The 17,446-nt window shown below is 65.0% G+C and carries 12 protein-coding genes; 10 read left to right on the top strand and 2 right to left on the bottom strand.

The genetic code is table 11. From position 1 onward, the window contains the following. Nucleotides 1-13: 13 nt before the first annotated feature. The 7 genes from ABH933_RS35620 to ABH933_RS35590 all read left to right on the top strand — a co-directional run bounded on the left by ABH933_RS35620 (nucleotide 14) and on the right by ABH933_RS35590 (nucleotide 9,821). The gene (locus ABH933_RS35620; RefSeq protein WP_429424270.1) at nucleotides 14-277 is read left to right on the top strand and encodes a hypothetical protein; all 264 of its coding nucleotides are present in this window, start codon (nucleotides 14-16) and stop codon (nucleotides 275-277) included. Beyond that, nucleotides 277-780, top strand: coding sequence for a hypothetical protein (locus ABH933_RS35615; RefSeq protein WP_429424272.1), 504 nt, complete (start codon nucleotides 277-279; stop codon nucleotides 778-780). Before ABH933_RS35620 ends, ABH933_RS35615 begins: the two co-directional genes overlap by 1 nt. After that, nucleotides 780-3,299, top strand: a complete 2,520-nt coding sequence (locus ABH933_RS35610) for an ATP-binding protein (protein WP_429424274.1) — start codon at nucleotides 780-782, stop codon at nucleotides 3,297-3,299. Before ABH933_RS35615 ends, ABH933_RS35610 begins: the two co-directional genes overlap by 1 nt. A 170-nt stretch (nucleotides 3,300-3,469) precedes the next feature. After that, nucleotides 3,470-5,902, top strand: a complete 2,433-nt coding sequence (locus ABH933_RS35605) for a hypothetical protein (RefSeq protein WP_429424276.1) — start codon at nucleotides 3,470-3,472, stop codon at nucleotides 5,900-5,902. A gap of 162 nt (nucleotides 5,903-6,064) precedes the next feature. Next, the gene (locus tag ABH933_RS35600; protein ID WP_429424278.1) at nucleotides 6,065-7,024 is read left to right on the top strand and encodes a hypothetical protein; all 960 of its coding nucleotides are present in this window, start codon (nucleotides 6,065-6,067) and stop codon (nucleotides 7,022-7,024) included. A 574-nt stretch (nucleotides 7,025-7,598) separates the two neighbouring features. After that, nucleotides 7,599-8,687 carry a C40 family peptidase gene (locus tag ABH933_RS35595; RefSeq protein WP_429424280.1) on the top strand — a complete coding sequence of 363 codons (1,089 nt, stop codon included), beginning with the start codon at nucleotides 7,599-7,601 and terminating at the stop codon, nucleotides 8,685-8,687. A gap of 93 nt (nucleotides 8,688-8,780) precedes the next feature. Continuing rightward, nucleotides 8,781-9,821 carry a C40 family peptidase gene (locus tag ABH933_RS35590; protein ID WP_429424282.1) on the top strand — a complete coding sequence of 347 codons (1,041 nt, stop codon included), beginning with the start codon at nucleotides 8,781-8,783 and terminating at the stop codon, nucleotides 9,819-9,821. 66 nt (nucleotides 9,822-9,887) lie between these two features. Here the strand turns inward: ABH933_RS35590 and ABH933_RS35585 are convergent, their stop codons facing one another. Beyond that, a complete protein-coding gene (locus ABH933_RS35585) occupies nucleotides 9,888-11,384 on the bottom strand; it encodes an MFS transporter (protein ID WP_429424284.1) in 1,497 nt (498 codons plus the stop codon). Nucleotides 11,385-11,620: 236 nt separating this feature from the next. Then, entirely contained in the window at nucleotides 11,621-12,520 is a 900-nt protein-coding gene (locus ABH933_RS35580) for a transglycosylase SLT domain-containing protein (RefSeq protein ID WP_429424286.1), read from the bottom strand. Between the two features lie 556 nt (nucleotides 12,521-13,076). Here ABH933_RS35580 and ABH933_RS35575 point away from each other — a divergent pair. The 3 genes from ABH933_RS35575 to ABH933_RS35565 all read left to right on the top strand — a co-directional run bounded on the left by ABH933_RS35575 (nucleotide 13,077) and on the right by ABH933_RS35565 (nucleotide 17,395). Further along, nucleotides 13,077-13,535, top strand: coding sequence for a hypothetical protein (locus ABH933_RS35575; RefSeq protein ID WP_429455215.1), 459 nt, complete (start codon nucleotides 13,077-13,079; stop codon nucleotides 13,533-13,535). Nucleotides 13,536-13,938: 403 nt separating this feature from the next. Next, nucleotides 13,939-15,270 (top strand): hypothetical protein, encoded by a 1,332-nt coding sequence (locus ABH933_RS35570; protein ID WP_429424290.1) that lies wholly within the window; start codon nucleotides 13,939-13,941, stop codon nucleotides 15,268-15,270. 241 nt (nucleotides 15,271-15,511) lie between these two features. Next, the gene (locus tag ABH933_RS35565; RefSeq protein WP_429424292.1) at nucleotides 15,512-17,395 is read left to right on the top strand and encodes a hypothetical protein; all 1,884 of its coding nucleotides are present in this window, start codon (nucleotides 15,512-15,514) and stop codon (nucleotides 17,393-17,395) included. The last annotated feature ends 51 nt before the right edge of the window (nucleotides 17,396-17,446 follow it).

Here is a 17,446-nt window from a genome sequence, read left to right as displayed (position 1 = left end):
GAAAGGCAGCCTCATGCTCAGTACCGAACTGGCTAATCTCCTCGAGCGTGTGCTCTATGCATTGCGCTGGGGCGGATTGATCATCATCTCCATCGTCAGCATGGGCCTGCTGATCAGCGAGGGCACCAAGAACAAGCTCTCGCCCGGCAAGACCATCTCAATCGTCGGATCGGCGCTGCTCGCGGCGGTGCTCTTCTATATTCTGCCGACACTGATCAATTACGCCCGGATCGATGGGGCGACGGTGCTGCCCGATCATCCCATCGGCGGTTACTGATGCCCCAGGCGATCAAGGTCTTCACACCGATCAAACGGGTGCCGACCATGATCGGCAAGGCCCAGAACGGGCAGAAACTTCCCTTTGGTCCCTATACGCTCCCGCAGGTCGTCGCCGCGATCGGCATGATCCTGATCACCTCCGTGCTGGCCATGTCCCTGCCGGTCAACCCGGCGATCACATTCATCGGCGGGCTGGTGCTGACCATCGGTGTGGTGTTCGCGATCGGGCTGGTGCCCTATACCGGGGTTCGGATGACCTCGCGGATCCTGTGGATTGCTCGGTTGATCCTGGTGCGCAAACCGATTTCGGCGTCGGGAATGCCGATCACGGGGGATTCGGCCCGGGATGCGGTGTTCGTTGAGGAGAGTGTCGTGGTGATTTTCCCGGATGTCCGTCCCGCGCAACGCGGTCCGGCCAGAACACCGCTGATCGTGCTGCCCGAGACGTGGGTCGAAACGGCGATTCAGGGCGGCACCGCGCTTCCGCAAGGGGGATACTGATGGCATTCGAGCGCGATCTGCAGCCCACCGCCGCCATTCGCGGGAATTTGCAATTCACGCACAGTGGGCTGGTCACCGCGACCTACTTCGTCAACCCGCTCGGCTACGGATTGCGCAAGGCGAGCGATAAGTACGACGTCAAGGCCGCGCATCACTCACTGGTCACCAATCTTCCGAACGGCTCTCTGCTGCTGGGCATTCAGGCCAGGCTCAACACCCTCGACGTGCTGAGCAAGATGGTCGAGGGAGTGGATCTGGACGAGTGCGAGGATTACGCGCTCGAGGTGGTCGCCTCGTACGAACGTATTCGGGCGATCTCCCCGCACACCCGGATGCACCTGCTGTCCATTCCGGTCGGGTCCGGCAATCAGGCGACATCGGCGCTCTCGCGGATGTGGCGCGGCAGCACCACCACGATCGACGCGACTGCGTTGTCGGCCACGGATCTGCAGCAGTACGACGACAAGGCCACCGAGATCCTGTCGCGCATCGGCGACGATTTCGAACCGGTTCCTGTGCCCGCGGCGTTGTTCCAATGGCTGTGGGAGCACTATCTGTCGCGGGGGGCCATCGGCGATCCCGACGCGCCGACCCGGGCGGGAGTGCTCGATGACGTCACGGCGGCGGTATTCCGTTCCGCAGCCCTGGACGAGGGAGCGCAGACCGATAACGGCCGCCGCATCCGGCCCTCGTTCGTTCCGGTGGTGAAGGTGGTCCAGTCGGACTTCGCCTGGCCCTCCTATCAGACGATGCTCACCCCGCGCTCATTTCCATACTCGGGCATGAGCTTTCCCGGCGGCAGCGAATTCCTCGCAGTGCTCGAGGGTATGTCGGATGTGACGATCGACTGGGGCATCCGGATTTCCACCAAACCGGCCGAGCAGGTGCTCAAGGACAACGAGCTGAATCTGCGGCGACTGGGCGAGCAGATGGATCAGCGCGATCAGGAGATCTCCTTCGCCCAGAACACGCTGATGTCCAAGGCGCAGATGCTGGGGGAATACCAGAACCACTTCGAGGCCAACAGCGGCGAATCGGAGGTTAGCTTCACCACGGTTATCGCGGTAGGCGGTCACACCCGGGAAGAGACCCTGGATGCGGTCAACGCGCTGAAGCGCCGATACAAACGGTTCCAGGTGGATATGACCGCACCGGTGGGCGCGCAGGTGGATCTGTGGTCGATGCTGATTCCGGGCAGCTCGCCGCGGCGCGCGTACGACGATTTCGCGCACATCGTGCCCTCGGACATGTGGGCCGGTTTCGTGCCGTTCACCTCCAGTCAGATCGGGGACGACAGTGGCCCCGTGCTCGGTGTCAATCTGATGTCGGGCAATTTCGAGCCGATCCATTTCAGCATCATGGAGGCCGCACTGCACGATCTCTCGGCCTCGTTCGCGGTGACCGGAGAACTCGGGTCCGGCAAGTCGTATCTGCTGAAGCTGATCGCGGTGCTGGTGCACGATATGGGAGGGCAGTTTCTCGCCATCGACCGCAGTCAGGTGGGGGAGTGGGCGTACTTTGCGGATTCGATCGATGACGCTGTCGTCATCGATCTGAGCAATCCGACCGTGTCGCTGGATCCCTTGCGGCTGTTCAATCCTCGCATTGCAGGGGAGCGGGCAATGGATTCCATACTGCCGCTGTTGGATCTGTCGCCCACCAGTGGTGCGGGCGCGGCGTTCGGTAATTTGCTGACGCCGAAAAGCGTTTCCCAGCACAACATCCGGTCGATGTTCGATCTGCTTCAGGTGGTGCTGCGGCTGCGCGAAGAGGGGACCGGGGACGAATACTCGGATCTGGCAGCGAGGTTGGGCACCATCGTGGACCGGGTACCGGTGCTGTTCGATCCCGATCTGCCCACGTTGCGACTGGACGCGGCCGCGACCGTAATCCGCAGCCACGGCCTGTCGCTGCCCACGGCCGAGGAGCTCACCACCCCGCACCTGTACAACCGGCTGCCGCTGACCAAGCGTCTGGGTACCGCCCTGTACGAGCTGGTGGGGGTGACCGCGCGTGAGGCCTTCCTGACCGACAACGGGCGCTTCGGCCTGCTGATCGGCGACGAGGCTCATCACTTCACCCAGACGCAGGTGGGTGCGGCGGTCACCTCCGATTTCAGTCGCGACGGCCGAAAACATTTGGCCGCAATAGGTTTGGCGTCACACGACCCGGCCACCGACTTTCAGGGCGCGGCCCACAATCTGATTCCGAACCGATTCGTGTTCCGTCAGCGCGACGAGACCCTGGCTCGGAACAGCCTGGAGTGGCTGGGTGTGGATCTGGAGGAGGCGCCGTTCCTGCTGCAAGTTCTGCGGGAGGAGACCTCGCCGCCGGTCGGGCAGGGGCGTCAGGTACCCGAGGAAAGGCGCGGGGAGATGTTCATGCGGGATGCGCTCAACCGGATCGGGCGCGGCAAGGTGCTGGGTCCGGCGCGCCAGGATCGTGCGGCGGCGATCGGCAGCACGCCGACATCGCCGGAACAGCTTCGCGGATTGACCGAGCGACGGGCACTGCCGTGAAAACCGGTGTCGTCGGATGGATTCTGAATTACCTGCGACCGCTGACGGTATCCGATGCCGATTTCCTGCGGTGGGAGGGGGAGCTGTTCGATTCCGGACGGTGGCGACCGCGTGCGGTGGTGCGGCGGTGCCGAAGCTGGGCCACCGCCACGCGTCGGCGGCGGTGGGCGGTGGGGCTGCTGGTGGCGGTGCTGCTGTTGCTGGTATTGCCCATGGGGGTAGGTGCGGCGACCGCGCAGACGACCATCACCACGAACGGTTCCGTGTCGAGTATCAACGTCGCGCTGGGCTGGACGGGGGTCATCGATACCTCCAGGGTGCCGCTTTCGAGCTATGTCTATGTCGGGGCCGGCGAGAGCATCTTCCATCCGATCCGGACATCGATGACGTTCGTGCTGGTCCTGGTATTCGAGGGCTGGATCGTCATCGTGATCACGGGCATCTGGGTGATCGGTTACGGATTGAGTTTCCGGTGGCTCAATGTCGTCGGCATCGTGCTGATCAGGGTGTCCGATAAGCTGTCCGGGCAGCTCACGACGACGATCATCGTGGTCGTGTTCGCCACGACCGGCAGCTTCTTCGTGGCATATTTCGTCGTGCGCGGATTTCATGCCAAGGCCACCATGCAGGTGGCAACCATGCTGCTGGTCGCGGTAATCGGCCCGCTGTATCTGGCGCATCCGCTGTCCGATGTCATGGCGTCGGACGGGCTGCTGGCGCAGGGGAGGGATCTGGGAATTACGGTGGCGGCAGGGTTGAACGGCACGGACACCACCGACCCGACCAGCCTGGTATCGACATTGCAAACCGACCTGGCCGATAATTTCGTGCGGCATCCGCTGCAGGTGTGGAATTACGGGCACGTGATCGATGCCAACCCGGTGTGTAAGGACGCGTGGTCATCCGCAATGGCCACCGGGAACGACGGCACGGTCAAGGCCGCCTTGCAGTCATGCGGTGACAACGCCGCATACAGCTCTGCCAACAATCCGACCATCGGCCAGATCGGCGCGGGAATCATCCTGTTACTCTCCGGGGCAATCCTGCTGCTGTTCGGTGTGTATCTGGCCGTCAAGGTGATCAAGTCGACGGTGGGCGTCATCTGGTGCGGATTCATGGCGATCGTCGGCTTCGCCGGGAGCGGATTCATCTATGGGCCACCGCAGATCTTCCTGGTGCGCAATATCGTGGACGGATTCATCGCGGCGGGGGAGATGGCGCTGTATGTGATCTTCACCGGGATGTACGTGCTGTTCATGGGTGATTTGTTCGACGCGGCGGGCGGGCAGGTGATGGCGGTGTTCATGATCGGGGCGATCGTGGAGGTCGTCGCGATATCTCAATTGCGGCACATCGGGGCGAGTATGCAGCGGGCGCGGCAATGGACGACGAATCGGCTGGGAATGGCGATCCAGGGAGCCGGGGGCGGGGGCGGCGGCGGCGGGGGGACGGCGTTCGGCATGGGGGGCGCGGCTCATTCGATGACCGCGATGGGCGCACTCGGGAATATTAGCGCCTTGAATGGTAATCCGTTGGTGGAGTGGGCAATGCTCGGAACGCCGAATCCGATCAGCCCCTTTTCTCGGTTGAACAAGAAGATGACCAAGTTGAGTGCCGAGGTGAACGCCGATCCGAAATTTGCGGGTAAGAAGGGCGCTGGGGCGCAGGGAATGATGAATCGACTGCAGTTTTCGAAGATAGCCAAGGAAAGAGCCGGGAAACATGGGGGGGTCAATACTGCCCTAGGTGCGGCGGAGGGGTTGGCTGGTATGATCCTGGAGGGTGGCGGCAGCCTCGCGGATGGGTGGGGGACTCTGACGGCCCTTGGCCTCAAGGACAGGGGTAGGGGTGGGTCGATAAAGCTCAATGCAGTTAAGTCTTGGGGAGCTATGGAAAGGCAGGCCGAATCTTACATTGGGCTCGAGGGGAATGCCGCCAGAGTAGCCGCATCAATAAGGCAAGCCACTAAGTCAACGCGTCAGTTGGCCAAGGGGGAGGCAAGTATGACTCCCGAGAGAGCAGCAGCCGATATTGCAACGATGCGGGCTGTGGTGCGCTACTATCGTGAGATTCACCCTGGTGGGGTCCGGCTCACCGGTGATCCTAACCACCATGATGCCGTGCCCGGTTTCGAGCATGCTATTGCCATGAATTATTTCAATAACCCCACACTGGAAAAGATGAAAACTTTCCAGGCTCTGGCCTCCAGGGGTGTCGACGCCACTTGGGTAGATTCTGATGAGATTTCACGTGTTTTCGGTGTTGACGATGCTACTGCGGCCGATTGGGGAACGCTCACCGGGCTAGGTTCTAAGCGAATCGTGGAGTGGTCGAACAACGAATTTGCTAAATCTGTCGACGAAGCGGCGCATAGGTATTGGTTGGATCCGAGTTATGGAAATCAGAGAACTTTGAGGTCGGCGGGAGAAAGGCTTCAGACCAACGAGCAGAATGCGTCCGGAACCCAGGTGGGGAGTGGCCTGCAGGTGGCTCCGCCATCGGAAGGGAATGCGCGTGGGCCGAGAAATTATAATAATGTGATGGAGTCCGTGCGCCGCGAGCTTGCTAGATCCGCCGATCTAGCGTCAGTCGATATCGGTTGATGTTCGTAGTATTTGGATTGCGATTGATGACGGTGCTCCGAGTACCGGTCAACCTTGCAGGTCGACACAGCGATGGATGCGAAAGGCAAACTCGGGAACATCGACCGGATATGAGTAACTGAAAGGCGCCGCATTGCTCGGGAATCGGCGGGAGCTGAGGTCATGACCACACCTGGTAGACAGGGCGAGGCCGAGAACGAGCAGCCCCGGTACCACAGATCGAGGCATATTGTTACGGCCGCGCGAGCCCGCCGGGTGATCTACTGGGTCGGCCGGGCGCTTCCGGAGATCGGTCCGGCCGGGTGGTTGGTCGTGGCCGTCGTCATCGTGGTGGTCCTCCTCGGCGTGGTGCTCCTGATGACGGTGCTTGTGCTGGACAGTCAATCCTCGTCGGTGGCGCAGGATTGGTTCTACCAGTGCGACAGCGCAATCGGGCCCGATACTGCGGCGACCTCGACGGACACGCCCGAAACAAACGCTCCCGCATCCGAATCCCTGGCACCGTTGGATATTCCGACCACCAACCCCTATGCCGGGCTCACTTTCTCGCCCGGTGACAATCCCTCCTCGTGGGATCTGGCCTGTGCCAACGCAATGGCGTCGGCCCCCTATCAGCTGCCCCCGCTGCAGACCATTGCATCGGGGATCGATGTCGACTGCATCCGTCAGGTGGCGCTGGCCGCTCTGGGCACGCCGTCTGTGGACCCAGCCGGGCTGACCCAGGGGATGATAAATCAAGCGTCGCAGATCAATTCGACCGGACGATGCCAGCTTCCGGCAGCGGCGTACCCGATGAGTGGGCCGCCCGCGCCGCCCGTGGTCACCCTGCCGCCGCCGCCCGTGGTCACCAGTGCCTGTCCCAAATCGAGATCCGCCACCATCCTGCTGCCCGGAACCCTTGCCTCACAGGGGTTGTGCGGCCAGCGTGTTGCCGCGGCCGCGATCTCGCCCGGCGATCTGGTGTTCTGGGCCTACAGCAACAACGCGCCCACCCATGTCGGCGTCGCGGTGTCACCCTCGCAGATCGTCACCTCGGATCCGGCCAGCGGGCGGGTGGTCGAGCAGGCCATGCCGAACGGGCGGGACGTGCGGGTCAAGCGGGTGCTGGCGGGTTCCTCGTGAGTGGTGGGTGTGGACGACGGGCGGTGTGGGGGATGACCGGTCGGCGTGAGGTTTTCGCGCGCGGCGGTGGACGGTGACGAGTCCGCCCGGAGATACTGTCGCGGTCGACGGGGCCGGAGGATCGGTCGATGGTCACGCGGAGGCGCCTGGGACGAACGGGGATCCGGCGTCTGCGTCCGCCACGCCGTGGTCGGGACAGGCAGTACCGCAGCAACGCCGGCAGCGAACCGCACATGGCGCGGATAATCCCTGGTCCGCGGGGCCGGGTGGGCCGAGCGCCGCGGGATCGAATGGCGCCACGCAGGATTCGGTCGGCGCGGCGACTGCGGGCGGGGCGGCGTCGGCGGCCCCGCCCCCGGCCGGGCCGAGCGGCCCGGCAACGGCGGGCACCGGTGTAGCTCCCGGAACTGCCGCGGGTGCAAGCGGTCCATCTGTCGGATCGACATCCGCGTCGGGCAGCGATCAGAGTCTCTCGCCCTCCACCGCCGTTGCCCAGGGCGCGCCGCAGCCGGGCGCGACAGGTTCCCCGTGGTCGGGGGCTACCGGTGCGGGTTCGGCTGGGCCGCACGTGGATATGGGCAAGCTTGCCGAGGCCGTGCCGGCACTGATGTCGGCGGCGACGCCCATGCTGATGATGCTGCCGCTGCTCGCATCTTCCCTCCTGGGGAGCGGTGGCGGATCGGGAAGTGGTTCCGGCGCTTCGGGTTCGAGTCCGGCCCAGCAGGCGCGCGATGCGCTCGGTTCGCTGCGGAATGCGTATGGATCGGGCAACGGCGGCGGCACCGGATCGGGGAGTACGGGTTTGCAGGGCGCCGGCAACGGATCGGGGAGTACGGGTTCGCAAGGCTCCGGCAACGGTTCCGGAAGTAGTGGCGGCTCAGGGAAAACCGCCGCCGCGATCGAGGCCACCCGGATCTATCAGGCCCATGCCGCGAGCGCGTTCAGCGCATTGGACAACACTCTCGCCACCGAGATTCAACGCTTCGCGGGTTCGCACTCTGTCGACAAGGCCAGGATGGACGCCCTCATGACGGCGCTGGATACCGCTCTGGCCCAGGTGGGGCCGAACGCTCTCATCGGCGCGGCGGGCCAGCAGCAGGTCACCAATGTCATCGATCAGGCCGTGGCCTACGCCGAAAAGCTCGCTGGGAAAACCAGTCTCGGCGCTCAGGCCACCGCTCAGGTCGTCGACATGCTCGCGAACGAATATCTGGTAGTCCTCTCCGGGCAGGGCCCCGCGCCCGTCATACCGAGCACCGCGCGCAGTGCCATGGCCGCTGCTGCGAGAGCTGCCTCGGGTGAATCCGCAGCAGTTCAGTGGGCAATATCGACTGCGCTGTCCGAGGTCGGTAAGCCGTACGTCTACGGCGCCGAGGGGCCGGATTCCTTCGACTGCTCCGGCCTGACGCAATACTCGGCCGCGGCGGCGGGCGTGGGCATCCCCCGCACCGCGGCCGAGCAGTACCAGAACCTCCCGCATGTAAACCCCTCGGACATCAAGCCGGGCGACCTGATCTTCCCGGCCGCCGAATTCAACGGTGGCAGTCCCGATCACGTGATCATGTACATCGGAAACGGTGAATGCGTCGAGGCGCCTCATACGGGCGCGTACGTCAGGGTCGTCCCGCTGCCCAGCAGTTATGCGGCCAGCCGGTGGGCCTAGCGACGGTACCGCCGGGGGCCGGCCGCCACGGTCTCCATGGGCGGGAATACCTCATATTCATCGATAGCAGGGAAGGTGAGGGAGGAAGGCTCCATGACCGACTATGTCAGTGACGCCGAATCCGCGGCCCGGAATCTCCACGCGCAGGAGAATGCGTCGAACGGCCTGAAGGGTCTGGTTGCGGACGTGCGGGAATACCTCGTCTACTGTGTGGAGCTACTGGGGAGTGGTCGACCGCAGGATGCTCCGAACTTCTCCGCATTGATCAGCGCGACAGAGGGCGGAAAGAACTACAAGGCGCTGACCGATACGAGCGATAAATCCACGCTCGCCATCGCGTACAACAAGAACGTCGCGCATGTCGCGGATGTCGCCCAGCAATTGGTCGACCGGCAGCACCACGTCGGCGGACGGGTCTCCGACGTTGCCGCCATCGCCCAGAGCACATCGCAGACAATCGAGGGACGAATCTCGACATTGCAGAGCGCCCTGGACAATCCGCAGCTTCCGGCCCCGCCTCGCCACGACTATTCGGCGGAGGGGGCGATGATCGACGCCTGCTTCACAGCGGTCGGCAATGTCGACTCCGACCTGCAGGATGCGAATTCCGCAATCCAGCGGCCCGCCGATTTTATCGCGAATCAGGCGCTTCCCGTGGTTCCGGCCGGTGGCACGGTCACCCGGTCCGTCCCGAGCTACGGGCCGGTGACCTACGGCGCGCCGCTGTCCCCGTCCGCGTTGCAGGCCATGGTCAGCGGTGCAACCGACACGACGAAGCAGAGTTTTCTCTCGGCGGCCTTGCACAAGATCGGTGATCCGTACGTCTGGGGCGCCGAGGGCCCGAATGCCTTCGACTGTTCAGGGCTGGTGCAGTTTTCCGCCGAACAGGCCGGGATCAAGGGCATGCCGCGCACCTCGCAGGAGCAGTACGCTGCGACGATTAAACATCCCGTCAGCCTGAACAATCTGCAGCCGGGTGATCTTGTCTTCTCGGAATTCGGCGCCGGTGGACCCGGTCACGTGATGATCTATGCCGGGGATGGCAACGTAGTGGAGGCGCCGCACACGGGTGACGTCGTCAAACTTTACCCGGTCTCGCAGCTCACCGGTCACATCGAAGCCACCCGCATATGATTTCGCCGAGAATCGTGGCGGACGTGCCGCCACGATTCTCGGCGAATCGAATGGACGCTGAGCCGGTCAGGAATTCGCGTTGCCCGGCGCCGCGGCAACCGCATCGGACGGTGCCTTGGACAGCGGGTCGGCGATGTCCTCGAGTGACTGCCCTTCGGCGTTGACACCGAAGAACCATGCGACCAACCCACCCGCGATCATCGCGGCCGCTCCGATCACATAGCCGATGGTGAGCGGGAACCGGTCCGGATTCGGGTTGTCCGAGCCGCCGATCAGGTGGCCGAACAGCCACGGCGCCACGACACCGCCCGCGCCCTGCGAGATGGCGAAGAAGAACGAAATCGCCTGTCCGCGAAGCTCCAGCGGGAAGATCTCGCTGACCGTGAGATAGGCCGAGGAGGCGCCCGCCGAGGCGAAGAAGAAGATGACGCACCAGAAGATCGTCTGAGTGGTGGCGTTGAGGATGCCCGCGTGGAAAGCCCACGCCGAAGCCAGCAGCAGCGCACCGGATATCACGTAGGTCGAACAGATCATTACCCGGCGGCCGATGCTGTCGAACAGCGGGCCGAGCAGGAGCGGGCCGATCAGGTTACCGACCGCGAAGGGGAAGAAGTAGTACCCGGTGTGGTCGGCCGGCACGTGATAGAAGTGGATCAGGACCAGGCCCTCGGTGAAGAAGATTGCGTTGTAGAGGAAGGCCTGCGTGACCATCATCGTGAAGCCGAGGAACGACCGAGAGGGATAGCGGCCGAAGAAGATTCGTGCCATCTGCAGGTACGACAACTGGTCGGTGTCGACGATGTCCAGCGCCTTGCTCGGGTCGACCGGCGGCAGCTCCACCCCGCCCTGGCGGACTCGCTCCTCGATCTCGTCGACGGTCCGCTCGGCCTCGTCCGCGCGGCCGTGGGTCAGCAGCCAGCGCGGGCTCTCGGGAATGGCCTTGCGCAGGAAGATGATGATGAAACCGAGCACCGGGCCGATGAAGAAGCCGATGCGCCAACCCCATTGGATCGGCACGTAGTGCTCGTTGAACAGGAGCAGGCTCGCCGCCGCGCCCAAAGCCGCACCGCACCAGTAGGTTCCGTTGACCGCGATATCCACCCGGCCGCGGTATCGCGAGGGCATGATCTCGTCGATCGCCGAGTTGATCGCGGTGTATTCGCCCCCGATGCCGAGGCCGGCGATGAAGCGGAAGAAGTAGAGCGAGAACGCACCCCAGGAAAGCCCGGCCAGGCCGCTGCCGATCAGATAGATGGCCAGGGTCAGGATGAACAGCTTCTTGCGGCCGAGCTTGTCGGTGATGCGGCCGAACACGAGCGCGCCGACGACCTGCCCGGCGAGATACCACGATGCCGTCGCGCCGACCTGGCCGCTGGTCATGTGCAGGGTGTGCGGGCTCTGCAGCAATCCGCCCATGCTGCTGACGATTTGGATCTCTAGGCCGTCCAGAATCCACGAGACCCCGAGGCCGACGACGATCAACCAGTGAAAGCTGGTCCAGGGGAGCCTGTCCATTCGTGCCGGGACCAAACTTCGGATCACCTGTGGTGGGGCAATCGACATATGTACTCACCTTTTTGTGTTGTGCAGTGGTCTCGACCGGAGTCCGGGCTCGACGTACTGTGTGACGCGGCCGAGACCCGAGGCTCGCCCCTGTGGAGCCTCGGGTGACGAACGCCCTCGGTGAGGAGCCTAACATTATTCGGCGTCCCGCTATATAACGGTTCATTGAACGTGTCTGCTCGGGTGGGTCCGCGATGTATGCTCGAATGTCGCTGGGGGCCAACGGTACCCGAAGATCAGTACCCGATGTAGGAACGACCCTCGTGCAATCGGATGATGCCCGGAACATTGTCGAGCGACCCGTACCGGGCGATGGCGTACCGGACCCCGGCGACGATGTTGTCCACCGGATTCCAGATGTTGGTGTGCCCCGGCAGCGCATGCGCGTAGAAGGTCGAGTCGATGGTCTGCATCAGCCCCTTGGACGGATGTCCCGCCGCGGCATTGCTGTCCCATCCGTTGATCGCGTTGGGATTGCCGCCCGACTCGTGCTGCACGATCGCCGCGATGTCGGCGGGATCGATGTGGCTGATGTCGTATCCGTTCTGTGCCAACAGCCCCAGCGCCGAGCCGATCCACTGCGCCTCGGTTCCGCTGGGGCGCGCCAACGGCGGACCCGACCCGAATCCGGAAGGGCCGACCGGGGGCTGATATCGGGACTCGCGCAGGTATCGATCGGCCAATGCGGAAATACGCGCCGCGGTCAGTCTCGAGGCCGATCGCCCGTGTCCCACAACGACTCCCGCTCGTTGCAGCGCCGCATCCAACGCGCCGATCAACAGCTGATGCCCTGCGGCAGAGTCCGGGACTTTGCCGAGCGCCGTCACGGTGGCATCCGCATCGGCGATAATCGCCGCCAGCTCTGCCCGCCCTCGGACGGTGGTGCCCGCGGCCTCCGAAAGCAGTCCTTCCAGTTCGGCATTCAGATCGCCCATCGCATCCGCCGCCCGCGATGCGGTGCCGGCCGCGGTGGAGTATCCCGAATTCATATGCCCGTCCCAGACGATGGGTCCGGAAGGCATTTGTGTGGCAGCGAGATTCGGGGGGATGAACGACTGGCCGGCGGAGGGTAGCGGGTTACCACTCCCGTAGCTGGCCGCGATGGAGCCCAGCGCACCCAGTGCCGCCGTCGCCATCGGCGGCGCGGTCGGCAGGCCGCCGACAGCGGCCGGAGCGGATATCGGCGCTGGAGCGACCTTTCCGGTGCGGACTTCGATCGCCGGTGGATTATCCTGTGCGGCAGTTATTTTGGATGTCGTCCGCAGGGGGGTGATACGCGGCTGTTTCCGGGGGGCGTGCGAGGGTGAGGGCGCGATGGTGACCTCGGGCTGTACGTCCTGGAGCCCGGGTTCCGGAGTTTGCCGCGGGGGGGACATCAATGCCCCGGCGGCAACGCGCGCGCGACAACTGCGTGCGCAGTGTGTGATCGCAGGCGGTGCACGCTCATCGTGTACTTCCTCCCGGTCCGATGACCTGCACCGAAGCGTCTCGTCGGCGGTGTGTGGGGCGTGCGTGTTGTTCACCATCGTGACCGGCCAGTCTCCCGGCGCGCTTCCCATTGGTGGGGATCTCGGAGAATGAAACGAGTCGAAAGGAAGGCTTGCGCGATGGTCGGATCACTGCCGCCGGGAACGGGGATTCCGGCCGTTGCCCGTGTTTCGAATTCGATGATTCGATCCGGGAGGTGATCTCATGAGCGGGCTTTTCGGTATGTCGTGGGGCACCATTGCTTCGATGGCGGTCACCGGTATTGTCGCCGCGTCAACCGGGGGGTTGGGTCTTGCCCTTGCGCCTGTCATAGGCGGAGTGGTCGGCGGTGCCGTCGACGGTGCTACAACGGGCAATTGGCTGAAGGGGATCGAATCGGCAGGCATAAACACTGCTGCAGGCTACTTGGGCGAAGGGGCCGGCGCGCTGGTTGCGAGAGCGGTAGGTCGGGTAGCCGACGCCGTTGCGTCCAATGTCGGACAGCGGCTGGGGACCCTCGCTGTACAAGTCGGCGGCCTCGGCGAGCGCGGTGCGATGCGGGTAGCCGCCAAGGTCGGTGGTGTCATCGCTGAGGGCATATCCAATCATGAGTCGCAGAAGATCGGCCCTCTTCCGATAATTGACATCGGTAACGGGAAAGTAGAAGCAACTTTGATAAAATGATTTCATATGGGCTGCTTGGTTAATAATCGAGTCAATTGGGGTATAGATGGCATCTGATGCTGTCCAGATGAGTGATGTGTTTATGCCCTATCAGCATGCGTCTGGCTATCCGGAGCAGTGTAAGTTTCCACCGGCGCTCGAGCAGGCTTATCTCGATTTTCCGATGAAGATCCGCAAAATTTTCGACACCTGTGGTAACGGCGCGAAGACGGATCCGCCCAGTGTTGCCGACATAGCTCAGGTGCCGACCCTTTCTGTGGCCGATACGCCAGACTCCTCGACTCTTCAAACGTATTCTTACCTGGCCGGTACGCTTGCGAAAGCGTACATTGCACTTCGCGCCGAGGATGCGAAGGTATACAAGAAGATCCAGGCTTCTGGCGATATCAGTATGCAGTGTCAATTGAGTATCAACGGTGAAATAGCGGTACTCAACGCTGCGGCCCCGACAGTTTCTCCGGATCCCAGTAAGAGTCAGGCCCAATTCATCCAGGAAAACCTGGCCACGACGCTGGGCAACATTGGGCAAACGGTCAAGACTGCGGGGAACGACCTGGGTGGCCCCAGCACCGATCCGAGCCCCTCGACCGATGCCATGCAGAAGCTCCAGGCCCAGCTCGACGCCATCACCTCGAAGAACGACGCGCTGCAGAAGAATTACGACACCCTCAACTCCAACTACAAGGCCCTGCAGGACAAGCTGGCCAGCACCCCGCCCCCGGTCACGCCGGGGACGCCCCCGGGGACGCCCCCGGGGACGCCGGCAGCCTCCGGCCCGTTCGACCCCGGTCTGGGTGCCTCCGGTCCGTACCAGATCAGCGTGGGTGCCTCCGGGCCCGGCGACGTGGGCGCCTCGGGGCCCGGCGACGTGGGCGCCTCGGGGGCGGGCATCGGCTCCGGAGGAGGCTCCGGGTCGGGTTCGTACGGGGGGACCGGCTATCCCGGTAACGGGTCGGGGGGCGCCGGTGCCGGTGCCGGTGCGGGTGGGTCCGGCGGTATGGACATGTCCTCGCTGCTGGGCAACATCCTGCCCATGATGATGATGAGTCAGCTCTCGAACCCCAACCGAGACCTCAACAACCAGAACAACCCGCAGAACATGCAGCCGCAGGCACCACAGCAGGTGGCCCCGCAGGCCCCGCCCAGCCAGGCTCCGGCCCAGCCGGGCAGCGGGCAGCCCGCGACCGCACCGAACGGCTCGTCCTCGTCGCAGCCGCAGCTCCCCCCACAGGGGCGCACCCCCGGTGGGGACGGCAGCGTGCTCTACACCTTCGACGACGGTCGCACGCAGAAGGTTTCGGTGGTGGTCGCGCAGGCGCTCGACGCCGCGCGGGCGAACAAGGACGGCACCAGTGCCAAGGACGCGTACGCCAAGACGACGGCGAAGTGGTCGGACGACAAGAAGATCGGCGACGCGATCGATCCGTCCCAGCTGATGACGGGCGACGTCGCCACGTGGGACAACCACAATGCGATCGTGGTGGTCTTCCCGCCGGGGCAGGGCGGCGGCACCGGCACGCTGGAGGTCATCGTGGAGGGCAAGCTGCAGCCGTTCAGTGCCCAGATGTCCGACAAGTCGGGCGATTTCGGCGAGTTTGCCGGATTCGAGCATCCGCACGGCATCGAGATGTCGGGCTCCTCGGACCCCAATGCAGCTGGGGGCGGCGTCGTGCCCGTCGGGGCCGACTCGTCCTCGGGGACTCCGGATCCGTCGTCGGCTGTGCCGTCGAGCTGATCGGGCGACGGGCGGTGGTGGGCAGCGCGATGGCCTCCCAGGCTGCGTTGTCAGGGTGGGGGTGAGCGCCTCCGTGACCTCGAGCGAGGGACGCGGGGTGCTCCGCGACGCCGTCTTCGCCCGTAGTCAGCTGGCGTTGGGGTGGCGCGGTGCCGCTCGCCCGCCCACAGGTCTTCCCGTCGATGGGAAGAAAACAGAATGATGTATGGAAGCGCCGCGGCAGGAAAGGACTTGATTCGGCATGGAGATCGAAACGGGCCTGCTACGGCATCAAGCCGACCTGCACGATCAAGCTGGCTCCTTGTTACACGAGGGCGCCCCGGTGCCGAGTCCGTGGCTCGGCAAATTTATCGAAACGTATGGCATCATTGCGTCTTCGGTCCACACGAAACTCGGGCAGTACTATGCGGCCCGCGAGAATGCCTGGAAGGCACTGGGCGATGCGCACCACACGACGGCGCAGATGCTGCGCGATTCGGCGGACTCCATCGACCAGGCGGACGGGCAGGGCGGTTCCCATATCGGCAAGGCCGGTGATGCTTTCGGACACCTGGGCGCGGGGCATACTGGTACCGGCCCGATGGGCCCGATGGGCCCGATGGGCCCGACGGGACCGATAGGCCCGATGGGCCCCTCGCATCCGGTTCTGCCGCATATGAATCCGGATCACCTCACCGCACCGGGGGTCCATCGGGACACCGCCCAGTACCAGGATCCGGGTGCCCAACTGGCTAGCGGCCCGGGTTCGCCGACCGGACAGCGCCCTGACGGTCTCCCGACGGCTCTCCCCGATGCCTTCGCCCCGGCCCAGCACGACGGCCCCAATCCGCTGGGCCTCGTCGGTGTCGGCGGCATGGGGCCGGATTCGGTGTACAACCCCGCGGGTGTCGGGTTCGGTTCGGACAGCGGCGGCGGGCTGACGCCGCCGGGCGGCGGCCCCACTCCGCCGCCGGCTGGACCGAGTGCCGCGGACGCGACCGCGCCGATCATGCCGACCCCGTTCGCCGCCGCGGTGGCGGCGGCCAAGGAACGCGCGGAGGCGACCGGGAATGTGGTCAGCGGCGCGGCCGACAACGACCTCATGATCGCTCGAACGCTGCTGGCCGCGGTGCTCGCGGTAGTGGAGGATTCGGTCGAGGGCACGACATGGGCGGTATCGGTGATGCGGGGTCCCGCCGGCGCCGGCGTGTTCATCACCTCCAACGAGGGCCGCGGCTGGCTGCCCGCCGGGCTGTTCCTGCCGCGCGAGGTCTCCACGCCGTGGCTGTGGGACCACGTGCTCGACGGTGCGGGATCGTCGTGGGAAGGTGTCTCCGACCCGGCCCGGGTGCTCGTCGAATTCGGCCTGGCCTGGGGGCCGAAGGCCGGCGCTCAGCTCTCGGCACTGGTCTCCTCGGGGCCCATCGATCCCGAGCTGCGCGCGCGCATGAACGACGTGCCGATGCAGGGGCTCGTCGGCCCCGCCTACGACGCGGACCTGCGGGTGCCCACTCCCGACACCGCCGATCGGCTCGCCCTCGCAGGTTCGCCCGCGGCACTGGAACGCATTGCTGCGGTCGATGATTCGTCGGTCCGTAGGCGCAGCATCGAGCTGGCCGCGGATGCGCACACCCGGGTGATCCGGTCCGTCCCCTCCACACCCGAGCTGGCCGCGGCGCGCCGCCTGCGCGAGAAAATCCTCGCCGCGGTGCGGGCAGGCATTCCGGTTCCGCGCGTGCAGTGGGACGAGTTGCGCGCCGCGGACGATCTCCTCACGGCCGCCCTGATAACCCGCCGCGTCGACCCGAGCCGGGTCGAACTCGGCGCGCTGCGCGTCGCCGACGAGGCAGGACAGTTGCGCGCCATCGTTTTCGAGCGCCGTTGCAACGAGTTGGTGCTGCTGCTCGCAGCCGAGGACGCCACCCCGCAGCCCCTGCGCGACGCTGCCTATGCGCACGGGCAGATCGCGGAGCACCCGCAGTTCGTCGAAGCCCCCGCCGCGGTGTCCGCGCCCGCGCCGGAGCGGGTCGCCCGCCCGGCGACCGGCGCCGTCGTAGCTCCGGCGGTGAGCGCCGGGCCGCCGCGGGGTGCCGTCGGACCGGTCCCCCAGGTGACGGCGCCCGGCGTCGTACCGGCGCGGGACTGAGCGGACGCCTTGACACATGCGGCTGGATTCGAGCATCCGCACGGCATCGAG

Source organism: Nocardia sp. GP40, assembly GCF_050434125.1.
Lineage (GTDB): Bacteria > Actinomycetota > Actinomycetes > Mycobacteriales > Mycobacteriaceae > Nocardia > Nocardia albiluteola.
The sequence above is the reverse complement of the archived record's forward strand: the minus strand, read 5'-3'. Positions and strand labels throughout refer to the sequence as shown.

Bases quoted from the DNA above. Each gene is read 5' to 3' on its own strand.
- ABH933_RS35600 (WP_429424278.1), top strand. From the start codon at position 6,065: ATGACCACACCTGGTAGACAGGGCGAGGCCGAGAACGAGCAGCCCCGG.
- ABH933_RS35575 (WP_429455215.1), top strand. From the start codon at position 13,077: ATGAGCGGGCTTTTCGGTATGTCGTGGGGCACCATTGCTTCGATGGCG.
- ABH933_RS35620 (WP_429424270.1), top strand. From the start codon at position 14: ATGCTCAGTACCGAACTGGCTAATCTCCTCGAGCGTGTGCTCTATGCA.
- ABH933_RS35565 (WP_429424292.1), top strand. From the start codon at position 15,512: ATGGAGATCGAAACGGGCCTGCTACGGCATCAAGCCGACCTGCACGAT.
- ABH933_RS35580 (WP_429424286.1), bottom strand. From the start codon at position 12,520: ATGGCGACGGCGGCACTGGGTGCGCTGGGCTCCATCGCGGCCAGCTAC.
- ABH933_RS35585 (WP_429424284.1), bottom strand. From the start codon at position 11,384: ATGTCGATTGCCCCACCACAGGTGATCCGAAGTTTGGTCCCGGCACGA.
- ABH933_RS35590 (WP_429424282.1), top strand. From the start codon at position 8,781: ATGACCGACTATGTCAGTGACGCCGAATCCGCGGCCCGGAATCTCCAC.
- ABH933_RS35615 (WP_429424272.1), top strand. From the start codon at position 277: ATGCCCCAGGCGATCAAGGTCTTCACACCGATCAAACGGGTGCCGACC.
- ABH933_RS35595 (WP_429424280.1), top strand. From the start codon at position 7,599: ATGGGCAAGCTTGCCGAGGCCGTGCCGGCACTGATGTCGGCGGCGACG.
- ABH933_RS35610 (WP_429424274.1), top strand. From the start codon at position 780: ATGGCATTCGAGCGCGATCTGCAGCCCACCGCCGCCATTCGCGGGAAT.